Source organism: Bradyrhizobium sp. USDA 4452 (assembly GCF_054063575.1).
Genome location: NZ_JBSSGK010000001.1, coordinates 4,051,381 through 4,072,283 on the forward strand (window position 1 = coordinate 4,051,381; position 20,903 = coordinate 4,072,283).

Sequence of the window (20,903 nt, forward strand, 5' to 3'; positions counted from 1 at the left end):
GGCCCCGGAACGGTTGTTCCAAGGTTCTCTTTCCCAGGATTGCGGCAAACGGAGTGCCCGCCACGCAACGTCAACGCCGCAGCACCGCATCGGTTCCCGCAATGCGGCATAGGAACCGCGGCTGCGCGAGCGGTTTTGGTTCAACAGCCACGGAGGCATCGATGGCCGCACACAAGAAAGCGACGCGCAAGACGGCAAGAAAATCACCGAGGAAATCAGTACGAAAATCGGCCGCGCGATCCACGAGCACGGCGCGCCGCACGCGCGGCGCGAGGAAAACGCCGTCGAAACGCTGGTCGCAGCGGGTGACGAAGGAGAGCGACGCGCTCGACCTCGAGCACGGCGTGTTCAAGCAGGCCAGCGCAAAGAAGATCGCGGCATCGCTGAAGGCATCCGCCGAACACAGTACGCGCCGCAAGAGTGGCGCCTATCGGTCGGCGCTGTCGATGCTCACCTTCTACATCAACCGCGCCGGCAGAACGCTGCCGAAGGCGGAGCGGTCACGGCTGGAACGCGCCAAGGTCGAGTTGAAGCACCAATTCGGGCGAGATTGATTGATTTCGTCGCCCTGGCGAAAGCCGGGATTCATACGCCGTGGCCTTCGAAAGAAGTACGCGGCTCGTTGCCCCGGGATCCACAAACATTTGTGGTAATGGGTCCTGGCTTTTCGCCAGGACGACGACTAGCAGTTCCGCCTACGCCGCGCGGATATTCGCCATGAAGCGGTCGAGTTCCTCGCGCAGCCGCGAGCTCTCGACCGACAGCGAGCGGGCCGAGTTCAGCACCTCTTCGGAGGCGGCTCCCGTCTCGGTAGCGCCGCGATTGACCTGGGTGATGCTGGCGGCAGCTTCCTGGGTGCCCTGCGCGACGTTCTGCACGCTGCGCGCGATCTCCTGTGTTGCCGCGCTCTGCTGCTCGACCGAGCTTGCGATGTTGGTCGCGATCCCGGAGATCTGTCCGATCGTGCCGCCGATCTCCTTGATGGCGGCGACCGATTCCTGCGTCGCGGCCTGCATGCCCGAGATGTGGGTGGATATCTCGTCGGTGGCCTTGGCGGTCTGGCTCGCCAGCGACTTGACCTCCGATGCGACCACCGCGAAGCCGCGCCCCGCATCGCCGGCACGCGCGGCCTCGATGGTGGCGTTCAGCGCCAGGAGGTTGGTCTGCTCGGCGATCGCCGTGATCAGCTTGACGACGTCGCCGATCTCCTGCGCGGCGCGCGAGAGCTTGCCGATCCGAGCATCGGTCTGCTCGGCCTGGCGCACGGCGGAATCGGCGATCTGGCTGGACTCCTTGGCGCGGCGGCCGATCTCGTCGACCGACGCCGACAGCTCCTCGGTCGCGGAGGCCACCGATTGCATGTTGCTGGAGGCCTCCTCGGAGGCGCCGGCGACCTGGCTCGACAGGTTCTGGGTGGTCTCGGCCGTGCGGGTCAACGTACCGGCCGCGGATTCGAGCTGAACAGCAGAGGCCGACACATTGGAGACGATCGAGCCGACGGCGGATTCGAATTCGTCGGCGAAGCGAATCAGCTCGGCACGCCGTGCGGTGGCGCTCGCCTTGTTCTGGGCCTCCTGGGTCGCGGCATCGCGCTCGGCCTTGGCGACCGCCTGGACCTTGAACTCCTCGACGGCGCCGGCCATCTCGCCAAGTTCGTCGCGACGGCCGAGACCGGGCAGCACCACGTCGAAATTGCCCGCCGCGAGCTCGCGCATCGCCGCACACATTGCCGCGATCGGCCGCGAGATCCCCTTGCCGAGCAGGAAGGCCCAGCCGAGGCCGAGCACGAAGCTGCCGGCAGCAAGCATCAGGATCAGCCGCTCGGTCTCGCCGATCATGGAATGCGATTCGTTCTCGAGCCGCTTCTGATCGGCGAGCAGGTCGGACTTCATCGCTGCCGCACCCTGGCTGATGGCGGCCGCGGATTCCGTCATCTCAACGGTCAATTCGTCGATCGACTTGGCATTCGCTATCAGCTTGGCCAGCGCCTCGCGGTACTCTTCAAGCAGGGCGGTAATGTCCTTCACGCCCTGCGTGATCCGCTCGTTCTTCGAGGTGATCCCCTTCACGAGATTGTCGGCGAATTTCAACCGGGCGAGCGCGCTGGAGGCGACCGTCTTGTCGCCGTTGACGACGAACGTGTTGACGGCGCCGGTGATCGACTGCAGCTGATCGGAAACTTTCTTGGCCCCGAACTGAATCGACTGCAGCTCGGAATCGTCGGCATTGCTCGGCAGATCGTCGAGCTTGTAGCGCATCGAAGTCGCACTGCGGACCAGCTTGTTCTGTGCGGTCTGCGCGCTCTCGTCCTTTGTGCGGACGATCTCGGCAAAGATCTTGGTGAAGGCGCGGAATTCGCGCTCCAGCTTGGTGACCTGCTCGAGCCGGGCGGGATTGGTGGTGCCCTTCATCGACGCCACGATGGCGTCCTTCAGGTTGGCCTCGGCGGCGAGCGCGGCCTTGGCGTCATCCTCCTTGCCGGTCGCGACGTAGTAGCGCGCCAACGATCGATAGGAGATCAATTCGCGATCGATGTTGCGGGCAAGATCGGCTTCCGCGACGCTCTGCCGGTAGGAGCCGACCCCGGCGGAGACCCGCTCGAAGCCCATATAGGCGAAGCCCATGGTGGCCGCCGACAGCGCCAGCGTGACGGCAAAGCCGAGCATGATCTTGGCTTGAAATCTGAGGGTTGGGAACCTGATCGACAGCGATCGCTTGAGTCCCGGCATTCCAACCCCCGTCTTCATTCTGAAAACCACGCAGGGTCCGGCAGCAACCCGCCACCTCACACCCCGGAGCGCAAAACTAAGGCAGAATCGATAAGGCCCGGTAAATGGGCAGCGGCCGCCCGGTACTACCTTGGTCGGGCAAAGGCGGTAGGCTTGCGGATTGACGCGCGGGTCCGGCCCGATAGTTTAGAACCGATCAAACCTGTCCCTGCCCGGGCCGGGAGAACGCATCGGGAGGTGTCCCATGTCATCGCGTCGAACGGCGCCGTTGTCGCTTGCGACGGACGCAGCTGCCGGCAAAATCGCCCGGCCAATGACATTTCCCCTCACGATCTAGAACCGGCGGGCCTGACCGCAACCAATCGTGGCATGGCCCGTATGCCGTTACGACCCGCGCGGTCACGACAGACCGCGCCAAGAAAAACAAAAAATTCTGGTCAGGGAGAATGCCTTTGGCGAAGCAGAACGGCAGCGCCACCGACAGTATTGTCGTGGTGCAGGCAAAGACCGACGGGCCGCGGCAAGCAGCCGACGAGATCGCGCGCCAACTGGCGACGGCCGATCTCGCCATGCTCGTGGTGTTCGTGTCGCCGTTCTATCAACCGCAGGAATTCATTGCCGAGCTGTCGCAGCGGATGCCCGACGTGCCGATCTTCGGCTGCACCACGGCCGGCGAATTATCGCCCGGCGGCTGGGACGAGGATAGCGTGGTCGCGATGGGCTTCAGCGCCGCGGATTTCGTCATCGCGGCCCGTCCGCTGTTCGACGTCTCGACCTTTCGGGTCGACCACGGCCGCTCGATCTGCACCGAGTTGCAGAACGAATTCGCCCAGCGCACCGAGCATTGCGACCACACCGACGAGTCCTTCGGGCTGCTCTTCATCGACGGCATGTGCCAGCGTGAGGAGACCATCATGTCGGCGATCTACGCATCGCTTGGGGACATTCCGGTGGTCGGCGGCTCTGCCGGCGACGGGTTGCGCTTCGAGAAGTCCTGGGTCTTCCACGGCGGCAGGGCCCACAGCGATGCCGCTGTCTTGATCCTGATCCGGACCCGGCTGCCGTTCCGCCCCTTCAAGTGCGACCATTTCGAGCCGACCTCGACCAAGATGGTGGTGACCGAGGCCGACACCGAGCACCGCATCGTCAAGGAGTTGAATGCCGAAGCGGCCGCGCTGGAATATTCCCGCGCCGTCGGCCTCAGCGACAGCAAGCTCGAATTGTTCTCCTTTGCCGCCCATCCGGTGCTGGTCCGGGTCGGCGGCGCCTATTATGCGCGGTCGATCCAGCGCACCCATCCAGACGGGTCGCTGCAGTTCTTCTGTGCCATCGATGAGGGCATGGTGCTGACGGTGGCGCGCGAGCGCGATCCGATCGACGTGACGAGCCGCCTGCTCAAGGAGTTGACCGAGGATCTCGGCGAGGTCTCGATGTTCATCGGCTTCGAATGCGTGCTGCGCCGGCTCGATGTCGAGCAGCGCCAGCTGTCGCGGGAGATGTCGGAGCTCTATCGCCGCAACAAAGTGATTGGCTTTCAGACCTATGGCGAGCAGTATCGCTCGATGCATGTCAACCAGACGCTGACCGGCATCGCCATCGGCAAGCGGGCTGTCGCGCCGCAATGACCGACAGCAATACCATGCGCATTGCCGCCCTCGAACGCGAAGCCGAGAAGCTGCGCAAGATCAACGCGGCGCTGATGTCGCGGGTCGAACGTTCGACCGACCAGCAGCTCAACGCCTTCTCTCTGTTCGAGACCGCGATCGCGCTGGATCAGCAGGTGCGCGACCGCACCCAGCAGCTCAAGCAGGCGCTGCAATCGCTGGAGAAAACCAACGGACGCCTGCTGCAGGCCAAGCAGCAGGCCGAGGCGGCAAGCTCGCTGAAGTCATCGGTGCTGGTGTCCGTGACGCATGACCTGCTGCAGCCGCTGAACGCGGCACGGCTGACACTGTCCGCGCTGGCTGAAATGGCCACCGAACCCAAGAGCGGCGCGCTGACCGACCAGATCGACCGGTCGCTGGCGACGCTGGAAGACATGCTGCGGACCCTGCTCGATATCTCGAAACTCGATGCCGGTGTGCTCAGGCCCGAAATCGGTCCGGTCGCAATCGTCGCGCTGTTTGAGGCGCTGGAGCAGGAATTTGTCGCCACCGCGGCCAAGCGCAACCTCGGCTTCCGGATCATGCCCTCGTCTGCGGTAGTTCGCTCCGACCCGCTGATGCTTCGCCGGATCCTGCAGAACCTTGTCGCCAACGCGCTACGCTACACCCAGCGCGGCACCGTGCTTATGGGATGCCGCCGCAAGGGCGACGACATCTGCATCGAGGTGCACGACACCGGGCCGGGCATCCCGGAAGCCGAGCGCGAGGCGATCTTCGTCGAGTTTCAGCGCGGCGACGCCGGCGCCGGCGACAAGGCCGGCATCGGGCTTGGCCTTTCGATCGTGCGCCGGTTTGCCGACCTGCTCGGCCATAACATCAGGCTGAGCTCGCGCGCCGGCAAAGGCTCGGTGTTCTCCGTGACCGTGCCCCGCACCTTCGATCCGGTTGCGATCCCGGTCCGCGAGCAGGCCAGCGTCGACTACCGCTATGGCGGCATGGAGGGTGCGAAGATCCTGCTGATCGAGAACGACCTGTCCAGCGCCGAGGGCCTCGCCCATCTCCTGGAGAAATGGGGCTGCGACGTCGCGGTGACGATCTCCAAGACCGAGGCGCTCGAGCGCATCCATGCGCTGGACGGCATTCCCGACGCCATCATCGCCGATCTGCATCTCGACAATGGCGAGACCGGCATCCAGGCCGTCGACGTGATCCGCGGCGAAATCAACGCCAAGGTTCCGGCGATCATCGTGACCGCCGACTACTCGGCCAAGGCCGCTTCCGACGTCTCGGCCTTCGGCCACGAATTGCTGAAGAAGCCGATCAAGCCGGCGGAGATGCGCTCGTTGCTGTCCTTCTTGCTGGCGGCGGAGCAGTCGAGCGCGAGGTTATGATTCAGCGCCGTGCGACGGTGGCGGCGCCGTCACCGGCGCGTGGTCGTGCTTGCCGAAATCCAGTTTCGACAGCGCGATGATGGCCTCGGTCCGGCTGCGCACACCGAGCTTGCGCAGGATCTCCGAGACATGCACCTTCACGGTGGTGACCGAGATATCGAGCTGATAGGCGATGTGCTTGTTCTGCAGGCCGTGACAGATCATGTCGAGCACCCGAAGCTGCTGCGCGGTGAACTGGCCGAGCTGCTGCACCAGCTGCTTGGTGTCGGCCTGGCCCTTCCGTGCGGCAGCCGAATCGCGGAAACGCGTCGGCAGGCACACCTCGCCTTCGAGGATGCCGCGCAGCAGGCGCGCGAGCTCGAGCTTCGGCGTCGACTTCGGAATGAATCCGGAGATGCCGAGCGCGATCGCGCCGCCGATGATCCGGGAGTCGTCATGCGCCGACACGATCACGAGTGCGCTGCGCGGTGCAGCGGCGCGCACCCGGTAGGCGCCAAGCAGGCCCGTGGTGCCCGGCATCGACAGGTCGAGCAGGATCAGATCGAGACCGTCGCGCGTGGCGATCATGTCCAGCGCGCCGTCGATCGACGTCGCCTGCAGCACCTCGGCATCGGGAAACTCGGCCCCGATCACCCCGATCAGAGCAGCACGGAACAGCGGGTGGTCCTCGACGATCAGCAGTCGAGGTGCTCCCGCTTGATCGACCGGCGGCTGGTCCGCCAGGGGCACGGTCGTGGTCAATGCTGCACCGTCCTCCCTCGGATGCTCATGACAGCCATTGCGCACGACGTTATCTCAAAGCCGGGCGGCGGCCTATAGGTAGCATCGCGGATGCGTTCGCCTTGCAGCGCAGCAAATCTAGGGCGCCTTCTCTGCCTTCGCACCCGAACTGGCCTCAAGGACGGGAAGTGGAATCTTGCCGAGCTCGATGATCGCCTTGTTGCGGCTGAACAGCTTCAGCTTGCGCAGGATCTCGGTGACATGCGCTTTCACCGTGGATTCCGCGAGCTTGAGTTCGGAGGCGATCTCGCGGTTCTGCAGGCCCCGGACGATCAGGTGAAGCACGCGAATCTGCTGCGGCGTCAGCTTCTGGATCCGCTCACGCAGCGTCCGCGCCGTCTCGGACTGCTCCAGCGCGCCGACCGCGACGAAATCCCGCGGCGCCGAGACCGAGCCGCTCAGCACGCGCGCGATCGCCTGCGACAGCTCGCCGAGCGAGGTCGATTTCGGCAGATAGCCGACCGCGCCCATTTCCAGCGCCTCGCGGATGGTGTGCTTGTCCTCTTCGCTGGAGACGATCGCGATCGGCAGCCGCGGATAGCGATCCCGGATTTTCTGGAAGCCGGAGAAGCCGACCACGTCGGGCAGCAACAGGTCGAGCAGCGCAAGATCGATGTTCGGCTCGCTGGCGAGGATGCCAAGAGCGCCCTTGATCGAGGTCGCCTCATAGATCCGGGCATCGGGATGCGAGATGCGGATGGCGTTGCCAAGCGCCTCTCCGAACAGGGGGTGATCGTCGATGATCAGGAACCCCATCATGAGGACCCTCGCACTGTTATGCGCCGTCGGCCGAAGCTAGTCCGATCCGCCGGTATCCTGCACACTCTGCAGATAGGCATATACGTTTCTGAGCTCGTCGTCGCTGAAGACGTCCTTCCAGGCCGGCATGCCCTTGGCTGGCCGCCCGTCATGGACCGTCTTCCAGAATGTCTGTTCCATGTCGTCAGCATAGCGCTTCTTGAGCAGCCTGAGATCGATCTTTCGCTCGGCCTGCACCGCGTCCGGACCATGGCAGTGGGCGCAGGTGCCGTTGAAGACCTCCCGCCCCGCGGTGGCATCGCCCTTGGTATCTGCGGCGATCGCAGCTGTTTGGACCGGCTTCTCGGTCGAAGCCGCCTGCCCGACCGTGGCGGGCTCGGCCGCGCCAGTGGACGACGCCGTCGCCTGGGTTGCTTGGCCAAACTTCACCGGCGCGCCGTCCGGCACGCCGTACTTGGCAAATAGCGCCGAAATCTCCGGCGCCAGCGAGGGCAGCACGGCGTCGACTTCATCGCGCAACGCGCCGGACGCCTTGGCAAAGCCGATCGCGGTCGCCCAGAGCAGGCCGTCGCCCTCGGTCGACACGATCTGATACTTGTCGCCGGAGCTGGTCTTGTTGAGCCACCCCGCCACCGGCGCCCAGATGAAGGCGATGTCGACCTTGCCCTGGTCGAGGGCCGCCATGCCCTCTTCCGGGCTCAACACCGTGACCTTCTGGATGTCGTCACGCAGCGCCAGCAGGTTCTGCGGCGTCGACTGATATTGCACCGCAACCCGCAATCCCTTGAGGTCGTCGATCCCGGCAAGCTTGCGGTCCCTGCCGCCGACCAGCGCGTAACCTTCATGGGCGATCGGCTTGGAGAAGATCACCGCCGGGCCCATGAAATCGTCGATCAAGGGCAGCCCGACCATGGCGTCGCACTGCTTGCTGAGCAAGGTCTCGCGCACGGTGCGCTTGCCGAAATAGGACTTGTACCAATTGGTGCTCACCGTGCGGCCGAGCTTCTGCGCCACCGCATGGCCGATCTCGAGATAGAGGCCGGGCTTGGCGGGGTCGTCGCTCGAGAACGGCAGATTGGTCGGGTCGGCGCAGAGCCGCAGCGGCGGCTTTGTCTCGTCGGCGCCGGCCGCCAGGGCCGGCACCATAAGCGCCGGCGCCATCAGCAGGCCGGAGAGCAGCACGGTCCGGATTGCACGGTCCAACCGCATGTTGCGCGAGGGGGTGCGCAGTTCGTTTCGGGCGATGCAGGACACCGACAATGCTGCCTCCTGGACGATCGTTTATTGCAGGGCGAACACGAACAGCGAGCCGCCTTCGGGCGCCGCGGCGACCATCTTCTTGCCGATGTCACCAAGGAAGGCCGGCAGTGCCGCGGTGCGTCCGACCACGATCGCGACATACTGCTTGCCGTCGACCGAGTAGGTCACGGGACCCGCGCCGATGCCGCTGCCGAGGTTCTTGCTCCATAGCACCTTGCCGTTCTTGGCATCGATGGCGCGGAAGTCGCCGTGCAGATTGCCCGAGAACACCAGGTTGCCGCCGGTCGTCAGCGTGCCGCCGTTGAAGGGCAGGTCTTCCTTGATGCTCCACACCTTCTTGTTGGCGACCGGATCCCAGGCCACGAGCTCGCCGAGGAAGCCGCCGGGGCCCGGCTTGGTCGGGAATTCGGCACCGAGATAGAACACGCCGCGCTTGTAGTTCACGTCAGAGACCGACCAGTCCATGCAGACGTTGTTGCTCGGGATGTAGACGAGGCCGGTCTGCGGATTGAACGACATCGGCTGCCAGTTCTTGCCGCCGATCAGGTTCGGGCAGATGTCCTTGGCGGGGTGGCCCGGGCCCGGACGCTTGTCCGGATCCTCTTCCGCCCGCATCGTGTTGACGTCCCACTTCTTGGCCCAGTTGGCGAAGACGTACTTCTCGGCCGAGAGGACCTTGCCGGTCTCGCGGTTGGCAACGAAGAAGAAGCCGTTGCGATCGGCCTTCATCAGAACGGGCGTCTCGGTGCCCTTGATCTTGAGGTCGGCGAGCAACAGCTCGTTGACGCCATCATAATCCCAAGCGTCGGCCGGCGTGCCCTGGATGTGCCACTTGATCTTGCCGGTGTTGGGATCGATCGCCAGCGTCGAGGCGGTATAGAGGTTGGTCAGCTTGCCGAAATTGCCGTCGCCGGTGGAGCGGACCGCGGTATTCCACGGTCCCGGGTTGCTGGTGCCCCAGTAGACCGTATCCGTCTTGGCGTCGTAGGAGCCGACCAGCCAGGCGGCGCCGCCGCCATGCAGCCCGGTGTCGCCCTTCCAGGTCTCGCTGCCGGGCTCGCCCGGTGCCGGCACGGTAAAGGTCTGCCAGAGCAGCTTGCCGTCCTTGAGGTTGAAGGCCTGCAACGAGCCGCGGACGCCATATTCGCCGCCGCCGAAGCCGGTGATCACCTTGTCGCGGACGATGAGCGGCGGCGAGGTGATGACCGAGCCCTGCTTGTAGTCGACCACGGTCGAGGTCCAGAGCTCCTTGCCGGTCTCGGCATCGAGCGCGGTCAGCTTGCCGTCGAGCCGGCCGACGAAGATCTTGCCATCGGCATAGGACACGCCGCGGCTGTTGACGTCACAGCAGGCGTATTGGAGCACGTCGTCCGGAATATCCGGCTGCCAGGTCCATTTCCGCGCGCCGGTCGCGGCATCGATCGCATAGACGTATTTCGGCCCCCACGAGGTCGACACAAACATCGTCTTGCCGATCACGACCGGCGAGGACTCGTTGGAGCGCAGCGAAGCGAGCGACATCGAGTAAACGAGCTGCAGCTTGCCGGCGTTCTCGGAATTGATCTGCTTCAGGGGGCTGAAACGCGTGTTGCCGTAGTCGTGGCCGGCGATCGCCCATCCGTTGGGATCGGACGCCGCCTTCGCGACGGAATCATTCGCTTTCGACGCAGTAACGCCTGCCAGCACCATGGCGACCAGCGACACGCCGGCAAAGAAAATCCCGCTCCTCAGCTTCATTGGCTTCCTCCAATATGGTTTCGTTGCCGCGATGGATGCATCGCGCGCCGCGTCTCACTACCCAATTCGTGAACCAGCGATCTTCAGTCGCTATGTCGGCGATGAAAATGCCAGCAACGCTTTTTTGTCGTTATAGGCGGAAGGTAGTAGCAATCGTCGCGGCGGTTTTTGACATGGCGCAAACCAGATCGACCGACCGAATCCCTTGCACCGCCGCGCAATCCATCGCGCCGGAGCGCGCCGCCGGCAGCTTGCAAATTGCCCATTGAACGGCCGCCTGCTAGGATCAAACGTACAGCCCGGAGCCTTCAAGACAGGGCCGCAACTACGACTTTGATCGCGGTTACGTCCCACATGAAGCGTGGTCTACTGGGCCCATAACGAAGCTATTGGGAGAAACGCGTGTCTACAGTCAAACTGACGGTAAACGGCAAGGCGGTCTCGGTCGAGGTCGAAGACCGAACCCTCCTCGTGCACCTCTTGCGCGAAAACCTCAATCTCACCGGCACCCATGTCGGCTGCGATACCAGCCAGTGCGGCGCCTGCGTCGTCCATGTCGACGGACGGGCGGTCAAATCCTGCACCATGCTGGCCGGCCAGGCGGCTGGCTCCAACGTCACCACGATCGAAGGCCTCGCCAAGGGCGACGAGCTGCACCCGATGCAGGCGGCGTTCCGCGACAATCACGGCCTGCAGTGCGGCTATTGCACCCCCGGCATGATCATGTCCGCGGTCGATATCGTGCACCGCCATAGTGGCAAGCTCGACGAGGAAACGGTTCGCCACGAGCTCGAAGGCAACATCTGCCGCTGCACCGGCTACCACAACATCGTCAAGGCGGTGCTCGACGCTGCCGGCCGCATGAAGGTCGCGCAGGCTGCCGAATAGCAGCTGACGCACCGCACACGATCAAGCTCATCACCGCCGATCTCGATGGAAACGGCGGCAAATCGAATCTCCGGTCGGGAGGACTAGACCATGGGTGTTGAAGGAATTGGCGCACGTGTCGTGCGCAAGGAAGATCGCCGGTTCATCACCGGACAAGGACGTTACGTCGACGACGTTAAGATGGTCGGCATGAGCTATGCTCACTTCATCCGCAGCCCGCATGCACATGCCAAGGTCAAGGGCATCAACTCCGCCGAGGCAATGAAGATGCCCGGCGTGATCGCGGTGCTGACCGGAGAGCAGATCGTCGACGACAAGGTCGGCAACCTGATCTGCGGCTGGGCGATCACCTCGAAGGACGGCTCGCCGATGAAAATGGGCGCGTGGCCGGCGATGGCGCCGGAGACCGTGCGCTTCGTCGGACAGGCGGTCGCGGTGGTGATCGCCGAGACCAAGAACCAGGCCAGGGACGCGGCGGAAGCCGTCGTCGTCGACTACGAAGAGCTTCCCGCGGCGGCCGACATCAAGGCCGCGATCAAGCCGGGCGCACCGCAGCTGCATCCCGAAGCCCCCGGCAACATCGTCTATGACTGGCATCTCGGTGACGAAGCTGCGGTGAAGGACGCCTTCAGCAAGGCGGCCAATGTGGTGACGCTGGAGCTCACCAACAACCGCCTGGTGCCGAACGCGATGGAGCCGCGCGCGGCGGTCGCACATTACGACCAGGCCGAAGAGCACTACACGCTCTACACCACGTCGCAGAACCCGCACGTCGCCCGCCTCGTGCTGTCGGCGTTCTACAACATCGCGCCCGAGCACAAGCTGCGCGTGATCGCGCCCGACGTCGGCGGCGGCTTCGGCTCCAAGATCTACATCTATCCGGAAGAGATGGTGGCGCTGTGGGCCTCCAAGAAAGTGGGTCGCCCGGTGAAGTGGACCGGCGACCGTTCGGAAGCCTTCCTCACCGACGCGCACGGCCGCGACCATGTCTCGAAGGCGGAGATGGCGTTCGACAAGGACAACAAGATCCTTGGCCTCAGGGTGAAGACCCACGCCAATTTCGGCGCCTATATGTCGCTGTTCTCCTCGGCGGTGCCGACCTATCTCTACGCAACGCTGCTGTCGGGCCAGTACGTGATCCCGGCGATCTACGCCGAGGTGATCGGCGTCTACACCAACACCACGCCGGTCGACGCCTATCGCGGCGCCGGCCGCCCGGAGGCGAGCTACCTGATCGAGCGCATGATGGAGACGGCGGCGCGGCAGTTGAAGGTCGATCCGGCCGAGCTGCGCAAGAAGAACTTCATCACCCAGTTCCCGTATCAGACGCCCGTCATCATGGCGTATGACATCGGCGACTTCCATGCCTCGATCGACGCCGCGATGAAGGCGATCGACTATGCCGGCTTCCCGGCCCGCAAGGCCAAGGCGAAAGCCAGTGGCAAGCTGCGCGGCATCGGCGTCTCCTGCTACATCGAGGCCTGCGGCATCGCGCCGTCGAAGGCCGTCGGCAGTCTCGGCGCCGGCGTCGGCCTGTGGGAGTCCGCGGAGATCCGCGTCAATCCGGTCGGCACCATCGAGGTGCTGACCGGCTCGCACAGCCACGGCCAGGGCCATGAGACGACGTTCTGCCAGATCATCGCCGAGCGGCTCGGTGTGCCGATCAGCCAGGTCTCGATCGTCCATGGCGACACCGACAAGGTGCAGTTCGGCATGGGCACCTACGGCTCGCGCTCACTCGCGGTCGGCGGCACCGCGATCGTGAAGGCGATGGAGAAGGTCGAGGCCAAGGCCAAGAAGATCGCGGCGCATGCGCTCGAGGCGTCCGAGAGCGACATCGTGATCGAGAACGGCGAGTTCAAGGTCACCGGCACCGACAAGTCGATCGCGTTGCCGATGGTCGCGCTCGCCGCCTACACCGCGCACAATCTGCCCGACGGCATGGAGCCCGGCCTGAAGGAGACCGCGTTCTACGACCCGACCAACTTCACCTTCCCGGCCGGCGCCTATATCTGCGAACTCGAGGTCGATCCGGGCACCGGCAAGACCTCCTTCGTCAACTTCGTGGCGGCGGACGATTTCGGCCGGCTGATCAACCCGATGATTGTCGAGGGCCAGGTCCATGGCGGCCTTGCGCAGGGCATCGGCCAGGCGCTGCTCGAGGGTGCGGTCTATGACGACACCGGTCAGCTCGTGACCGCGTCTTTCATGGATTACACCATGCCGCGCGCCGACGACCTGCCGTCGTTCCAGCTCTCCCACACCACGACGCTGTGTCCGGGCAATCCGCTCGGCGTCAAGGGCTGCGGCGAAGCCGGCGCGATCGGCGCCTCTGCTGCCGTGATCAACGCGATCACGGACGCCATCGGCAACAACAAGCTCGAAATGCCGGCGACGCCCGATTCCGTCTGGCACGCCATTCACGGTTGAGGGAGGAAGAGCCATGTACGAGACCAATTATCATCGCGCTTCCTCAGTCGCCGACGCCGCCGCAACCTTCGCCAAAGGCGCGGAATCAAAATTCCTCGCCGGCGGACAAACCCTGCTCCCGGTGATGAAGCAGCGTCTTGCTTCACCCTCGGACGTGATCGACCTCTCCAAGGTGCAGGAGATGATCGGCATCGAGGTTTCGGGCGACACCGTCACCATCAAGGCCGCTACGCCGCATTACGATGTGGCGCAAAGCGACGCCGTGCAGAAGGCGATCCCGGCGCTCGCCAAACTGGCGTCGATGATCGGCGATCCCGCCGTACGCTATCGCGGCACGATCGGCGGCTCGCTCGCCAACAACGACCCGGCGGCGGATTATCCGGCAGCGGTGCTGGCGCTCGGCGCGACGGTCAAGACCAACAAGCGGTCGATCGCAGCGGAGGACTTCTTCAAGGGCCTGTTCTCGACGGCGCTCGAGGACGGCGAGATCATCACGCAGGTCGCGTTCCCGGTCCCGGCCAAGGCGGCCTATGCCAAGATGCGGCATCCTGCCTCGCGCTTTGCGCTGACCGGCGTGTTCGTCGCCAAGACCAAGTCGGGCGACGTCCGCGTCGCCGCGACCGGTGCGTCGCAGAGCGGCGTGATGCGGGTGGCGCCGATCGAGCAGGCGTTGAAGGCGAACTGGGCGGCCTCGGCGCTCGATGCCGTCACGATCCCGGCGAGCGGCCTGCTCGCGGACATCCACGGCTCGGCGGATTACCGCGCCAACCTGGTGAAGGTGATGGGACAGCGCGCGGTCACCGCCGCGGGATAGCGTCTAAACACAAGTCGAGCGGCGGCGCGCAGCGATGCGCGCCGTTTGCGTTTTACCGGCGCGATCAGGCAAAAGGCGCTTGCCACATCCCGCATTAGGCGAGACAATTTAGCTAATCAGCTAATTAAAAATACCGTCTCGCGGACGGCTGGGGAAACGCATGACATTCGGCACCAAGCCAGCCCGCAGCACCTCAGCCGCCTAACGCCACACAACCAACGGAACAACAACGTGCTCGACAAGCCCGCCTCCCACACCGCCGCTCGCACCTCGGGGCCGCTCGCCGGCTTCCGCATCGTCGAATTCGCCGGCATCGGTCCTGGCCCGTTCGCCTGCATGCTGCTCGCCGACATGGGCGCGGAGGTCATAACCCTGGATCGGGTCGGCGCGGGCAAGAATTTGAAGGCGGTGGCAACCCGCGGCCGCAAGGTCATCGAGCTCGACCTCAAGAACAAGGCGGCGATCGCCGAAGTGCTCGAGCTGCTCAGCCATGCCGACGCGCTGATCGAAGGTTTTCGGCCCGGCGTGATGGAACGCCTCGGGCTCGGCCCCGATGTCGTGCTCGCGCGCAATCCGAAGCTGGTCTATGGCCGCATGACCGGCTGGGGCCAGGAAGGCCCCTTGGCCAACGCCGCCGGCCACGACATCAACTACATCTCGATCACGGGCGCGCTGGCGGCGATCGGCACCAAGGAGAAGCCGGTGCCGCCGCTCAATTTGGTCGGCGATTTCGGCGGCGGCGCGCTCTATCTCGTGGTCGGCGTGCTCGCAGCGCTGCTGGAAGCGCAGAAGTCCGGCAAGGGCCAGGTGGTCGATACCGCGATGTGCGACGGCGCGGCCTCGCTGATGTCGATGTTCTACGACATGGCCGCACAAGGCCGCTGGAGCGGCGGCCGCGACCAGAACTTCCTCGACGGCGGCGCGCATTTCTACGGCGTCTACGAATGCTCCTGCGGCAATTTCATCTCGATCGGCTCGATCGAGCCGCAGTTCTACGCACTGCTGCGCAAGCATGCCGACCTGACCGATGCCGACTTCGACGCCCAGATGGACCGCAAAGCCTGGCCGGCGCTGAAGGCGAAACTGGAGAAGGTGTTCAAGAGCAAGTCGCGCGCCGACTGGTGCAAGATCATGGAAGGCACCGACATCTGCTTCGCGCCGATCCTGACCATGGAAGAAGCCCCGAAGCATCCGCACATGGTGGCGCGCCAGGTGTTCGTCGAGCGCCACGGCGTGACCCAGCCCGCCCCCGCGCCGCGCTTCTCGCGCACGCCATCAGCGATCCGCGAGCCGGAGCTGGCAAGCATTGGCGACGTGACGAGCGCGTGGAAGGCCGGGAAGTAGCTTCCTCGGCCGTCATTGCGAGGAGCGAAGCGACGAAGCAATCCATGTCTCCGCAGGCGGTGAGATGGATTGCTTCGCTTCGCTCGCAATGACGACGCAATGCGGCGCGGTCGCCACGCAGTTTCTACGCCGCGTGATCGACCTTCAGCACGCCGCGGCGGATCTGGTCTTCCTCGATCGATTCGAACAGCGCCTTGAAGTTGCCTTCGCCAAAACCGTCGTCGCCCTTGCGCTGGATGAATTCGAAGAAGATCGGCCCGATCGCATTCGCCGAGAAGATCTGCAGCAGCACCTTGGTCTGGCCGCCCTCGACCACGCCTTCGCCGTCGATCAGGATGCCGTTCCTCTGAAGCCGCGCCACGTCCTCGCCATGCTGCGGCAGGCGGGCATCGATCCGCTCGAAATAGGTGTCGGGCGGCGACGGCATGAACGGCAGGCCGTTCGCGCGCAGCGTCTCGACGGTCGAATAGATATCGCGCACGCCGCAGGCGATGTGCTGGATGCCCTCGCCGTGATAGATGTTGAGGTATTCCTCGATCTGCCCGGAATCGCCGGCGTCCTCGTTGATCGGAATCCGGATCTTGCCGTCCGGGCTGGTCAACGCACGCGAGAACAGGCCGGACGCACGACCCTCGATGTCGAAGAAGCGGATCTGGCGGAAGTTGAACAGCTTTGCGTAGAAGCCGGTCCAGACATCCATGCGGCCGCGATGGACGTTGTGGGTGAGGTGATCGATGTAATAGAGGCCCGAACCCGCGGGACGCGGATTCTCGGCGCCCAGCCACTCGAACTCGGCATCATAGGCCGAGCCTTTGGCGCCGTAGCGATCGACGAAATACAGCAGGCTGCCGCCGATACCCTTGATCGCGGGCACATCGAGCGTCTTCGCCGCGGACGACAAATCCGCCGGCTCGGCGCCGAGCGCGATCGCGCGCTCATAGGCGCGCTTGGCATCGACCACACGGAATGCCATCGAGGGCGCGCAGGGGCCGTGCGCGGCGACGAAGTTAAAGCCGTGCGTACCCGGCTCCTCATTGACGAGATAGTTGATGTCGCCCTGGCGATAGACCGTGACGGCCTTGGTCCGGTGCCTCGCGACCGCGACAAAGCCCATCAGCTTGAACAGGGCATGCAGCTCGCCGGGATTAGGGTGGGCATATTCGACGAACTCGAAGCCGTCGGTGCCCATCGGGTTCTCGGTGCTGATCTCGGCCGGCGGCGCATCGTGCGGAAACGGACCCATGGCGGCAACTCCCTGATTTGTCTAACAATCAGTTTCCGTCACCTGCGGCGCAACGTGCGTGCAAAATGGTCCCATAATTGCTATAAATGCGCACGATCCGTGCATGAAATGGACATTTGACGCATGCCTGAAGTCGACGCCTTCGACCTCAAAATACTCGCTGCCCTGCAAGACGATGGCCGGCTGACCAACCAGCAGCTCGGCGACCTCGTCGGGCTCTCAGCCTCGCAATGCTCGCGGCGGCGGATGCGGCTGGAGGAGGAGAAGGTGATCGCGGGCTACCACGCCGATCTCGCCGGCGAGGCGCTCGGCTTCGGCCTGATCGCCTTCATCCACATCACGCTCGCGACCCACTCGCCCGACAACGCCAAGCGGTTTCGCGAGCTGGTCAACCGGGTCGACGACATCCAGGAGGCCTATGCGCTGACCGGCGATGCCGACTACGTGCTCAAGGTGATGCTGCGCGATCTCAAGAGCCTGTCCGACATCGTCAACAATGTGCTGATGCCGCACCAGAGCGTGGCACATGTGCGCTCGTCGATCGTGCTCGACCGGCTGAAGGAGAGCACCAAGCTGCCGCTGAAGGCGCTGCAAGAGTGATGGCGCGAATCGAGGGAATTCCGTCATTCGTTTTTGCGGTCCGATTTGCGATCATTGCTCCAACATCCGCCAAGAGAGACGACCATGGCGCTTCAGCTGCGACCGAACTGCGAATATTGCGACAAGGACCTGCCACCGAGCGCGCTCGACGCCCGGATTTGCTCCTATGAATGCACGTTCTGTGCGGATTGCGCCGAGACCAAGCTCGGCAATGTCTGCCCGAACTGCGGCGGCGGCTTTGCGCCGCGGCCGATCCGCCCGGCCAAGCCGTGGCGGGCCGGCGTCTGCACCGTGAACCAGCCGCCGTCGGACAAGCGGGTGCACCTGAAGTACAGCCTCGAGGACTGCGCGGCGCATACGGCGCGGCTGAGGGATATCCGGCCGGAAGAGCGGTAAGGCTTGCACCGCCTGTCGGGCTCCTTCCCCCTGCAAGGGGGAAGGTGGATGGGAGTCCAAGCCGCAAGCGCTGGCGTTCGTGGTGAGACCGGATCCCCACCCGGTTTGCTGCGCAAACCGACCTCCCCTTTTCAAGGGGAGGTGAAGCGGCGCCCCTCTCGGCTACTCCGCCGCGACGATGGTGCCTTCGACCTCGCCAAAGCCGACGCGGTAGCCGTCGCCCTGGCACCAGCCGCGCATCACGAGCGAGTCGCCGTTCTCGAGGAACGCGCGCGTCACGCCGCTCGCCAGCTCAACCGGCTCGGTGCCGTTCCAGCTGATTTCCAAAAGACTCCCGCGCTGATGCTTTTCGGGGCCGGAGATCGTGCCGCTGCCGAGGAGGTCGCCGACATTCATCGCGCAGCCGCTGGAGGCGTGGTGCACCAGTTGCTGCACCGACGACCAGTACATGTATTTGAAATTGGTGCTGCAGATCGTCTTGGCTTCGTTCATCGCACCGGCGCGCAAGCCCACGTCGAGCTGCAAGTCGTAATTGTTCGGCTTGGTCTGCTTCAGGTACGCCAGCGGTTCCGGCTGTTGCGCCGGGCCCTGCATCCGGAACGGCTCCAGCGCCTCGCGCGTCACCACCCACGGGCTGATCGAGGTCGCGAACGCCTTGGCCTGGAACGGCCCGAGCGGCACATACTCCCACTGCTGGATATCGCGCGCGCTCCAGTCGTTGAGGATGACGAAGCCGAAGATCATCTCTTCGGCCTGCTGCTCGGTGAGCATCTCGCCCATCGCTGAGGCCTGGCCGACCACCACGCCCATCTCGAGCTCGAAGTCGAGCCGCTTGCAGGCGCCGAAGCTCGGCACCTCGGCGGCCGGCGGCTTGAGCTGGCCGCGCGGCCGCCGCACCTTGGTGCCTGACACCACCACGGTCGAGGCGCGGCCGTTGTAGCCGATCGGCATGTGCAGCCAGTTCGGCTGCAGCGCATTGTCCTTGCCGCGGAACATGACGCCGACATTGGTGGCGTGCTCCTTCGACGAATAGAAATCGGTGTAGCCCGCGACGGCAAACGGCATATGCAGCTTAACATCAGCGATCGGCAGCAGCGCGCGTGCACGCAACTCCCTGTTGTCGCGCAGCTCCGGATGATCTGATCGCAACAGCTCGCTGATCCGCGCCCGCGTCGCCGACCACACTTTTGGCCCGAGCGCCATGAAGGCGTTCAGCGAGGGCTGCGAGAACACGCCGAGCGGCCCGACATCAAGCCGCGAATCCTGCTCGAGCTCCCACAGGTCGAGCACGTAATCGCCGATCGCAACGCCGACACGCGGCGCAAGGCCGTCCTTCGACGAGAACACGCCGTAAGGCAGGTTCTGGATCGGGAAGTCGGAGGTCGGGGCGACGTCGATGAAAGAGCGGAGTTTGGGGTCGTTGGGGTGGGGCATGATCTCGTCCCTGAAATGGTCGGATATTATTTCCGCCGTCATTCCGGGATGCGCTGCCAGGCGCAGGCCCGGAATCCATAACCACGATCGTGAGGATGGATTCCGGGCTCATCGCATCGCGATGCCCCGGAACGACGAGAGGTGTGTTACGGCTTGGTCGGATCGAACTTCTTCTCAAGCCCCTTCCAGCAATCCGAGTAGTCGTCCTGCAGCGTCGATGACGTCGCGGCGTGCTGCGTCACGCGCTGCGGGAAACGGGTCTCGAACATGAAGGCCATCGTGCCGGTCAGCTTCACCGGCTTCAGCTCCGAGTTGCTGGCGTGCTCGAAGGCTTCGCGGTCGGGGCCGTGCGGCAGCATCATGTTGTGCAGCGAGATCCCGCCCGGCACGAAGCCCTGCGGCTTGGCATCGTAGACGCCGTAGATCAGCCCCATGAACTCCGACATGATGTTCATGTGGTACCACGGCGGCCGGAAGGTGTTGTCGGCCACCATCCAGCGCTCCGGGAAGATCACGAAGTCGATGTTCGCGGTGCCGGCGGTCTCCGAAGGCGAGGTCAGCACCGTGAAGATCGACGGATCGGGATGATCGAAGCCGATCGCGCCGACCGGCGAGAAGGTACGCAGGTCGTATTTGTAGGGCGCGTAATTGCCGTGCCAGGCCACCACATCGATCGGCGAATGCGGCAACGTGGTCTTGAACAGCGATCCGCCCCACTTCACGTAGAGCTCGGTCGGCGTGTCCTTGTCCTCGTAGGCGGCCACCGGTGTCAGGAAGTCGCGCGAATTGGCCAGGCAATTGGCGCCGATCGGGCCGCGCTCCGGCAGCGTGAACGCGCCGCCGTAATTCTCGCAGAGATAGCCGCGGGCAGGACCCGACGGAATCTCGACGCGGAATTTGACGCCGCGCGGGATCACCACGATCTCGCCCGGCTCGGCATCGATCCGGCCGAACTCGGTGACGAAGCGCAGATTGCCCTGCTGCAGCACGAACATCATCTCGCCGTCGGCATTGTAGAAATGCTGATCGACCATCGATTTGGTGATGAGATAGACGTGCGCGGCCATGCCGGCCTGCGTGTTGGCATCGCCCGCCGTGGTCATGGTCTGCACGCCCTGCAGGAACGTCATGTCCTGCTTCGGGATCGGCGCCGGGTCCCAGCGCAGTTGCGCGATCGGCATGTCGTATTCGTGGCACGGCGCGGTGCGCCACAGCCCGCTATCTGCCTTGGCGAACCGGCCGGAATGCCGCACCGACGGGCGGATGCGATACAGCCACGAGCGCTCATTGGTGCCGCGCGGCGCCGTGAACGGCGAGCCGGACAATTGCTCCGCATAGAGCCCATAGGCGCAGCGCTGCGGCGAGTTGCGCCCCATCGGCAGCGCGCCGGGCAAGGCCTCGGTCTCAAAACTGTTGCCGAATCCGGACATGTAGCCCGGCGTGACTTGCCCCGAGCTGCGAACGATCTGATCAGGCGAGGTGTTGATGTTCACG

17 protein-coding genes are annotated in these 20,903 nt (G+C 64.5%); 9 read left to right on the forward strand and 8 right to left on the reverse strand.

Features of this window, described 5'->3' with window-relative positions:
* Positions 1 to 161: 161 nt before the first annotated feature.
* Positions 162 to 554 (forward strand): DUF3175 domain-containing protein, encoded by a 393-nt coding sequence (locus ACVISU_RS19465; protein WP_050401763.1) that lies wholly within the window; start codon positions 162 to 164, stop codon positions 552 to 554.
* 141 nt (positions 555 to 695) lie between these two features.
* On the opposite strand, the gene ACVISU_RS19470 is transcribed toward ACVISU_RS19465, so the two are convergent.
* A complete protein-coding gene (locus ACVISU_RS19470; protein ID WP_456708001.1) occupies positions 696 to 2,729 on the reverse strand; it encodes a methyl-accepting chemotaxis protein in 2,034 nt (677 codons plus the stop codon).
* 446 nt (positions 2,730 to 3,175) lie between these two features.
* Between ACVISU_RS19470 and ACVISU_RS19475 the strand changes: the two genes are divergently transcribed.
* The gene (locus ACVISU_RS19475) at positions 3,176 to 4,354 is read left to right on the forward strand and encodes an FIST N-terminal domain-containing protein (protein ID WP_456708002.1); all 1,179 of its coding nucleotides are present in this window, start codon (positions 3,176 to 3,178) and stop codon (positions 4,352 to 4,354) included.
* Positions 4,351 to 5,724 (forward strand): ATP-binding response regulator, encoded by a 1,374-nt coding sequence (locus ACVISU_RS19480; RefSeq protein ID WP_050401760.1) that lies wholly within the window; start codon positions 4,351 to 4,353, stop codon positions 5,722 to 5,724. Before ACVISU_RS19475 ends, ACVISU_RS19480 begins: the two co-directional genes overlap by 4 nt.
* Here ACVISU_RS19480 and ACVISU_RS19485 read toward each other — a convergent pair.
* The 4 genes from ACVISU_RS19485 to ACVISU_RS19500 all read right to left on the reverse strand — a co-directional run bounded on the left by ACVISU_RS19485 (position 5,719) and on the right by ACVISU_RS19500 (position 10,260).
* Positions 5,719 to 6,465 carry a LuxR C-terminal-related transcriptional regulator gene (locus tag ACVISU_RS19485; protein ID WP_063695474.1) on the reverse strand — a complete coding sequence of 249 codons (747 nt, stop codon included), beginning with the start codon at positions 6,463 to 6,465 and terminating at the stop codon, positions 5,719 to 5,721. The genes ACVISU_RS19480 and ACVISU_RS19485 overlap by 6 nt on opposite strands.
* Before the next feature lie 117 nt (positions 6,466 to 6,582).
* On the reverse strand, positions 6,583 to 7,263 hold the full coding sequence (locus ACVISU_RS19490; protein ID WP_456708003.1) for a response regulator: 681 nt from the start codon (positions 7,261 to 7,263) through the stop codon (positions 6,583 to 6,585).
* A gap of 36 nt (positions 7,264 to 7,299) precedes the next feature.
* Positions 7,300 to 8,517, reverse strand: coding sequence for a c-type cytochrome (locus tag ACVISU_RS19495; protein ID WP_456710860.1), 1,218 nt, complete (start codon positions 8,515 to 8,517; stop codon positions 7,300 to 7,302).
* A 27-nt stretch (positions 8,518 to 8,544) separates the two neighbouring features.
* Positions 8,545 to 10,260 carry a PQQ-dependent methanol/ethanol family dehydrogenase gene (locus ACVISU_RS19500; RefSeq protein ID WP_050401757.1) on the reverse strand — a complete coding sequence of 572 codons (1,716 nt, stop codon included), beginning with the start codon at positions 10,258 to 10,260 and terminating at the stop codon, positions 8,545 to 8,547.
* Positions 10,261 to 10,662: 402 nt separating this feature from the next.
* Here ACVISU_RS19500 and ACVISU_RS19505 point away from each other — a divergent pair, with 402 nt between their 5' ends.
* The 4 genes from ACVISU_RS19505 (at position 10,663) to ACVISU_RS19520 (ending at position 15,736) form a co-directional block, all read left to right on the forward strand.
* Positions 10,663 to 11,148: a (2Fe-2S)-binding protein gene (locus ACVISU_RS19505; protein ID WP_456708004.1), complete on the forward strand. Its 486-nt coding sequence runs from the start codon at positions 10,663 to 10,665 to the stop codon at positions 11,146 to 11,148.
* Between the two features lie 90 nt (positions 11,149 to 11,238).
* Positions 11,239 to 13,578: a xanthine dehydrogenase family protein molybdopterin-binding subunit gene (locus tag ACVISU_RS19510; RefSeq protein WP_456708005.1), complete on the forward strand. Its 2,340-nt coding sequence runs from the start codon at positions 11,239 to 11,241 to the stop codon at positions 13,576 to 13,578.
* A gap of 13 nt (positions 13,579 to 13,591) precedes the next feature.
* Positions 13,592 to 14,392 (forward strand): FAD binding domain-containing protein, encoded by an 801-nt coding sequence (locus tag ACVISU_RS19515; protein ID WP_456708006.1) that lies wholly within the window; start codon positions 13,592 to 13,594, stop codon positions 14,390 to 14,392.
* A 231-nt stretch (positions 14,393 to 14,623) separates the two neighbouring features.
* Positions 14,624 to 15,736, forward strand: coding sequence for a CaiB/BaiF CoA transferase family protein (locus ACVISU_RS19520; RefSeq protein ID WP_456708007.1), 1,113 nt, complete (start codon positions 14,624 to 14,626; stop codon positions 15,734 to 15,736).
* 124 nt (positions 15,737 to 15,860) lie between these two features.
* On the opposite strand, the gene hppD is transcribed toward ACVISU_RS19520, so the two are convergent.
* Positions 15,861 to 16,979, reverse strand: coding sequence for a 4-hydroxyphenylpyruvate dioxygenase (hppD, locus tag ACVISU_RS19525; protein WP_456708008.1), 1,119 nt, complete (start codon positions 16,977 to 16,979; stop codon positions 15,861 to 15,863).
* Between the two features lie 123 nt (positions 16,980 to 17,102).
* On the opposite strand from hppD, the gene ACVISU_RS19530 reads away from it, so the two are divergent.
* Together ACVISU_RS19530 and ACVISU_RS19535 are read left to right on the forward strand one after the other, a co-directional pair.
* Positions 17,103 to 17,579 carry an Lrp/AsnC family transcriptional regulator gene (locus ACVISU_RS19530; protein ID WP_050401851.1) on the forward strand — a complete coding sequence of 159 codons (477 nt, stop codon included), beginning with the start codon at positions 17,103 to 17,105 and terminating at the stop codon, positions 17,577 to 17,579.
* 84 nt (positions 17,580 to 17,663) lie between these two features.
* On the forward strand, positions 17,664 to 17,975 hold the full coding sequence (locus ACVISU_RS19535; RefSeq protein WP_050401751.1) for a DUF1272 domain-containing protein: 312 nt from the start codon (positions 17,664 to 17,666) through the stop codon (positions 17,973 to 17,975).
* Positions 17,976 to 18,137: 162 nt separating this feature from the next.
* Here the strand turns inward: ACVISU_RS19535 and fahA are convergent, their stop codons facing one another.
* Together fahA and hmgA are read right to left on the reverse strand one after the other, a co-directional pair.
* On the reverse strand, positions 18,138 to 19,409 hold the full coding sequence (gene fahA, locus ACVISU_RS19540; RefSeq protein ID WP_456708009.1) for a fumarylacetoacetase: 1,272 nt from the start codon (positions 19,407 to 19,409) through the stop codon (positions 18,138 to 18,140).
* Positions 19,410 to 19,555: 146 nt separating this feature from the next.
* The gene (gene hmgA / locus ACVISU_RS19545; protein WP_050401749.1) at positions 19,556 to 20,902 is read right to left on the reverse strand and encodes a homogentisate 1,2-dioxygenase; all 1,347 of its coding nucleotides are present in this window, start codon (positions 20,900 to 20,902) and stop codon (positions 19,556 to 19,558) included.
* Position 20,903: the final 1 nt, after the last annotated feature.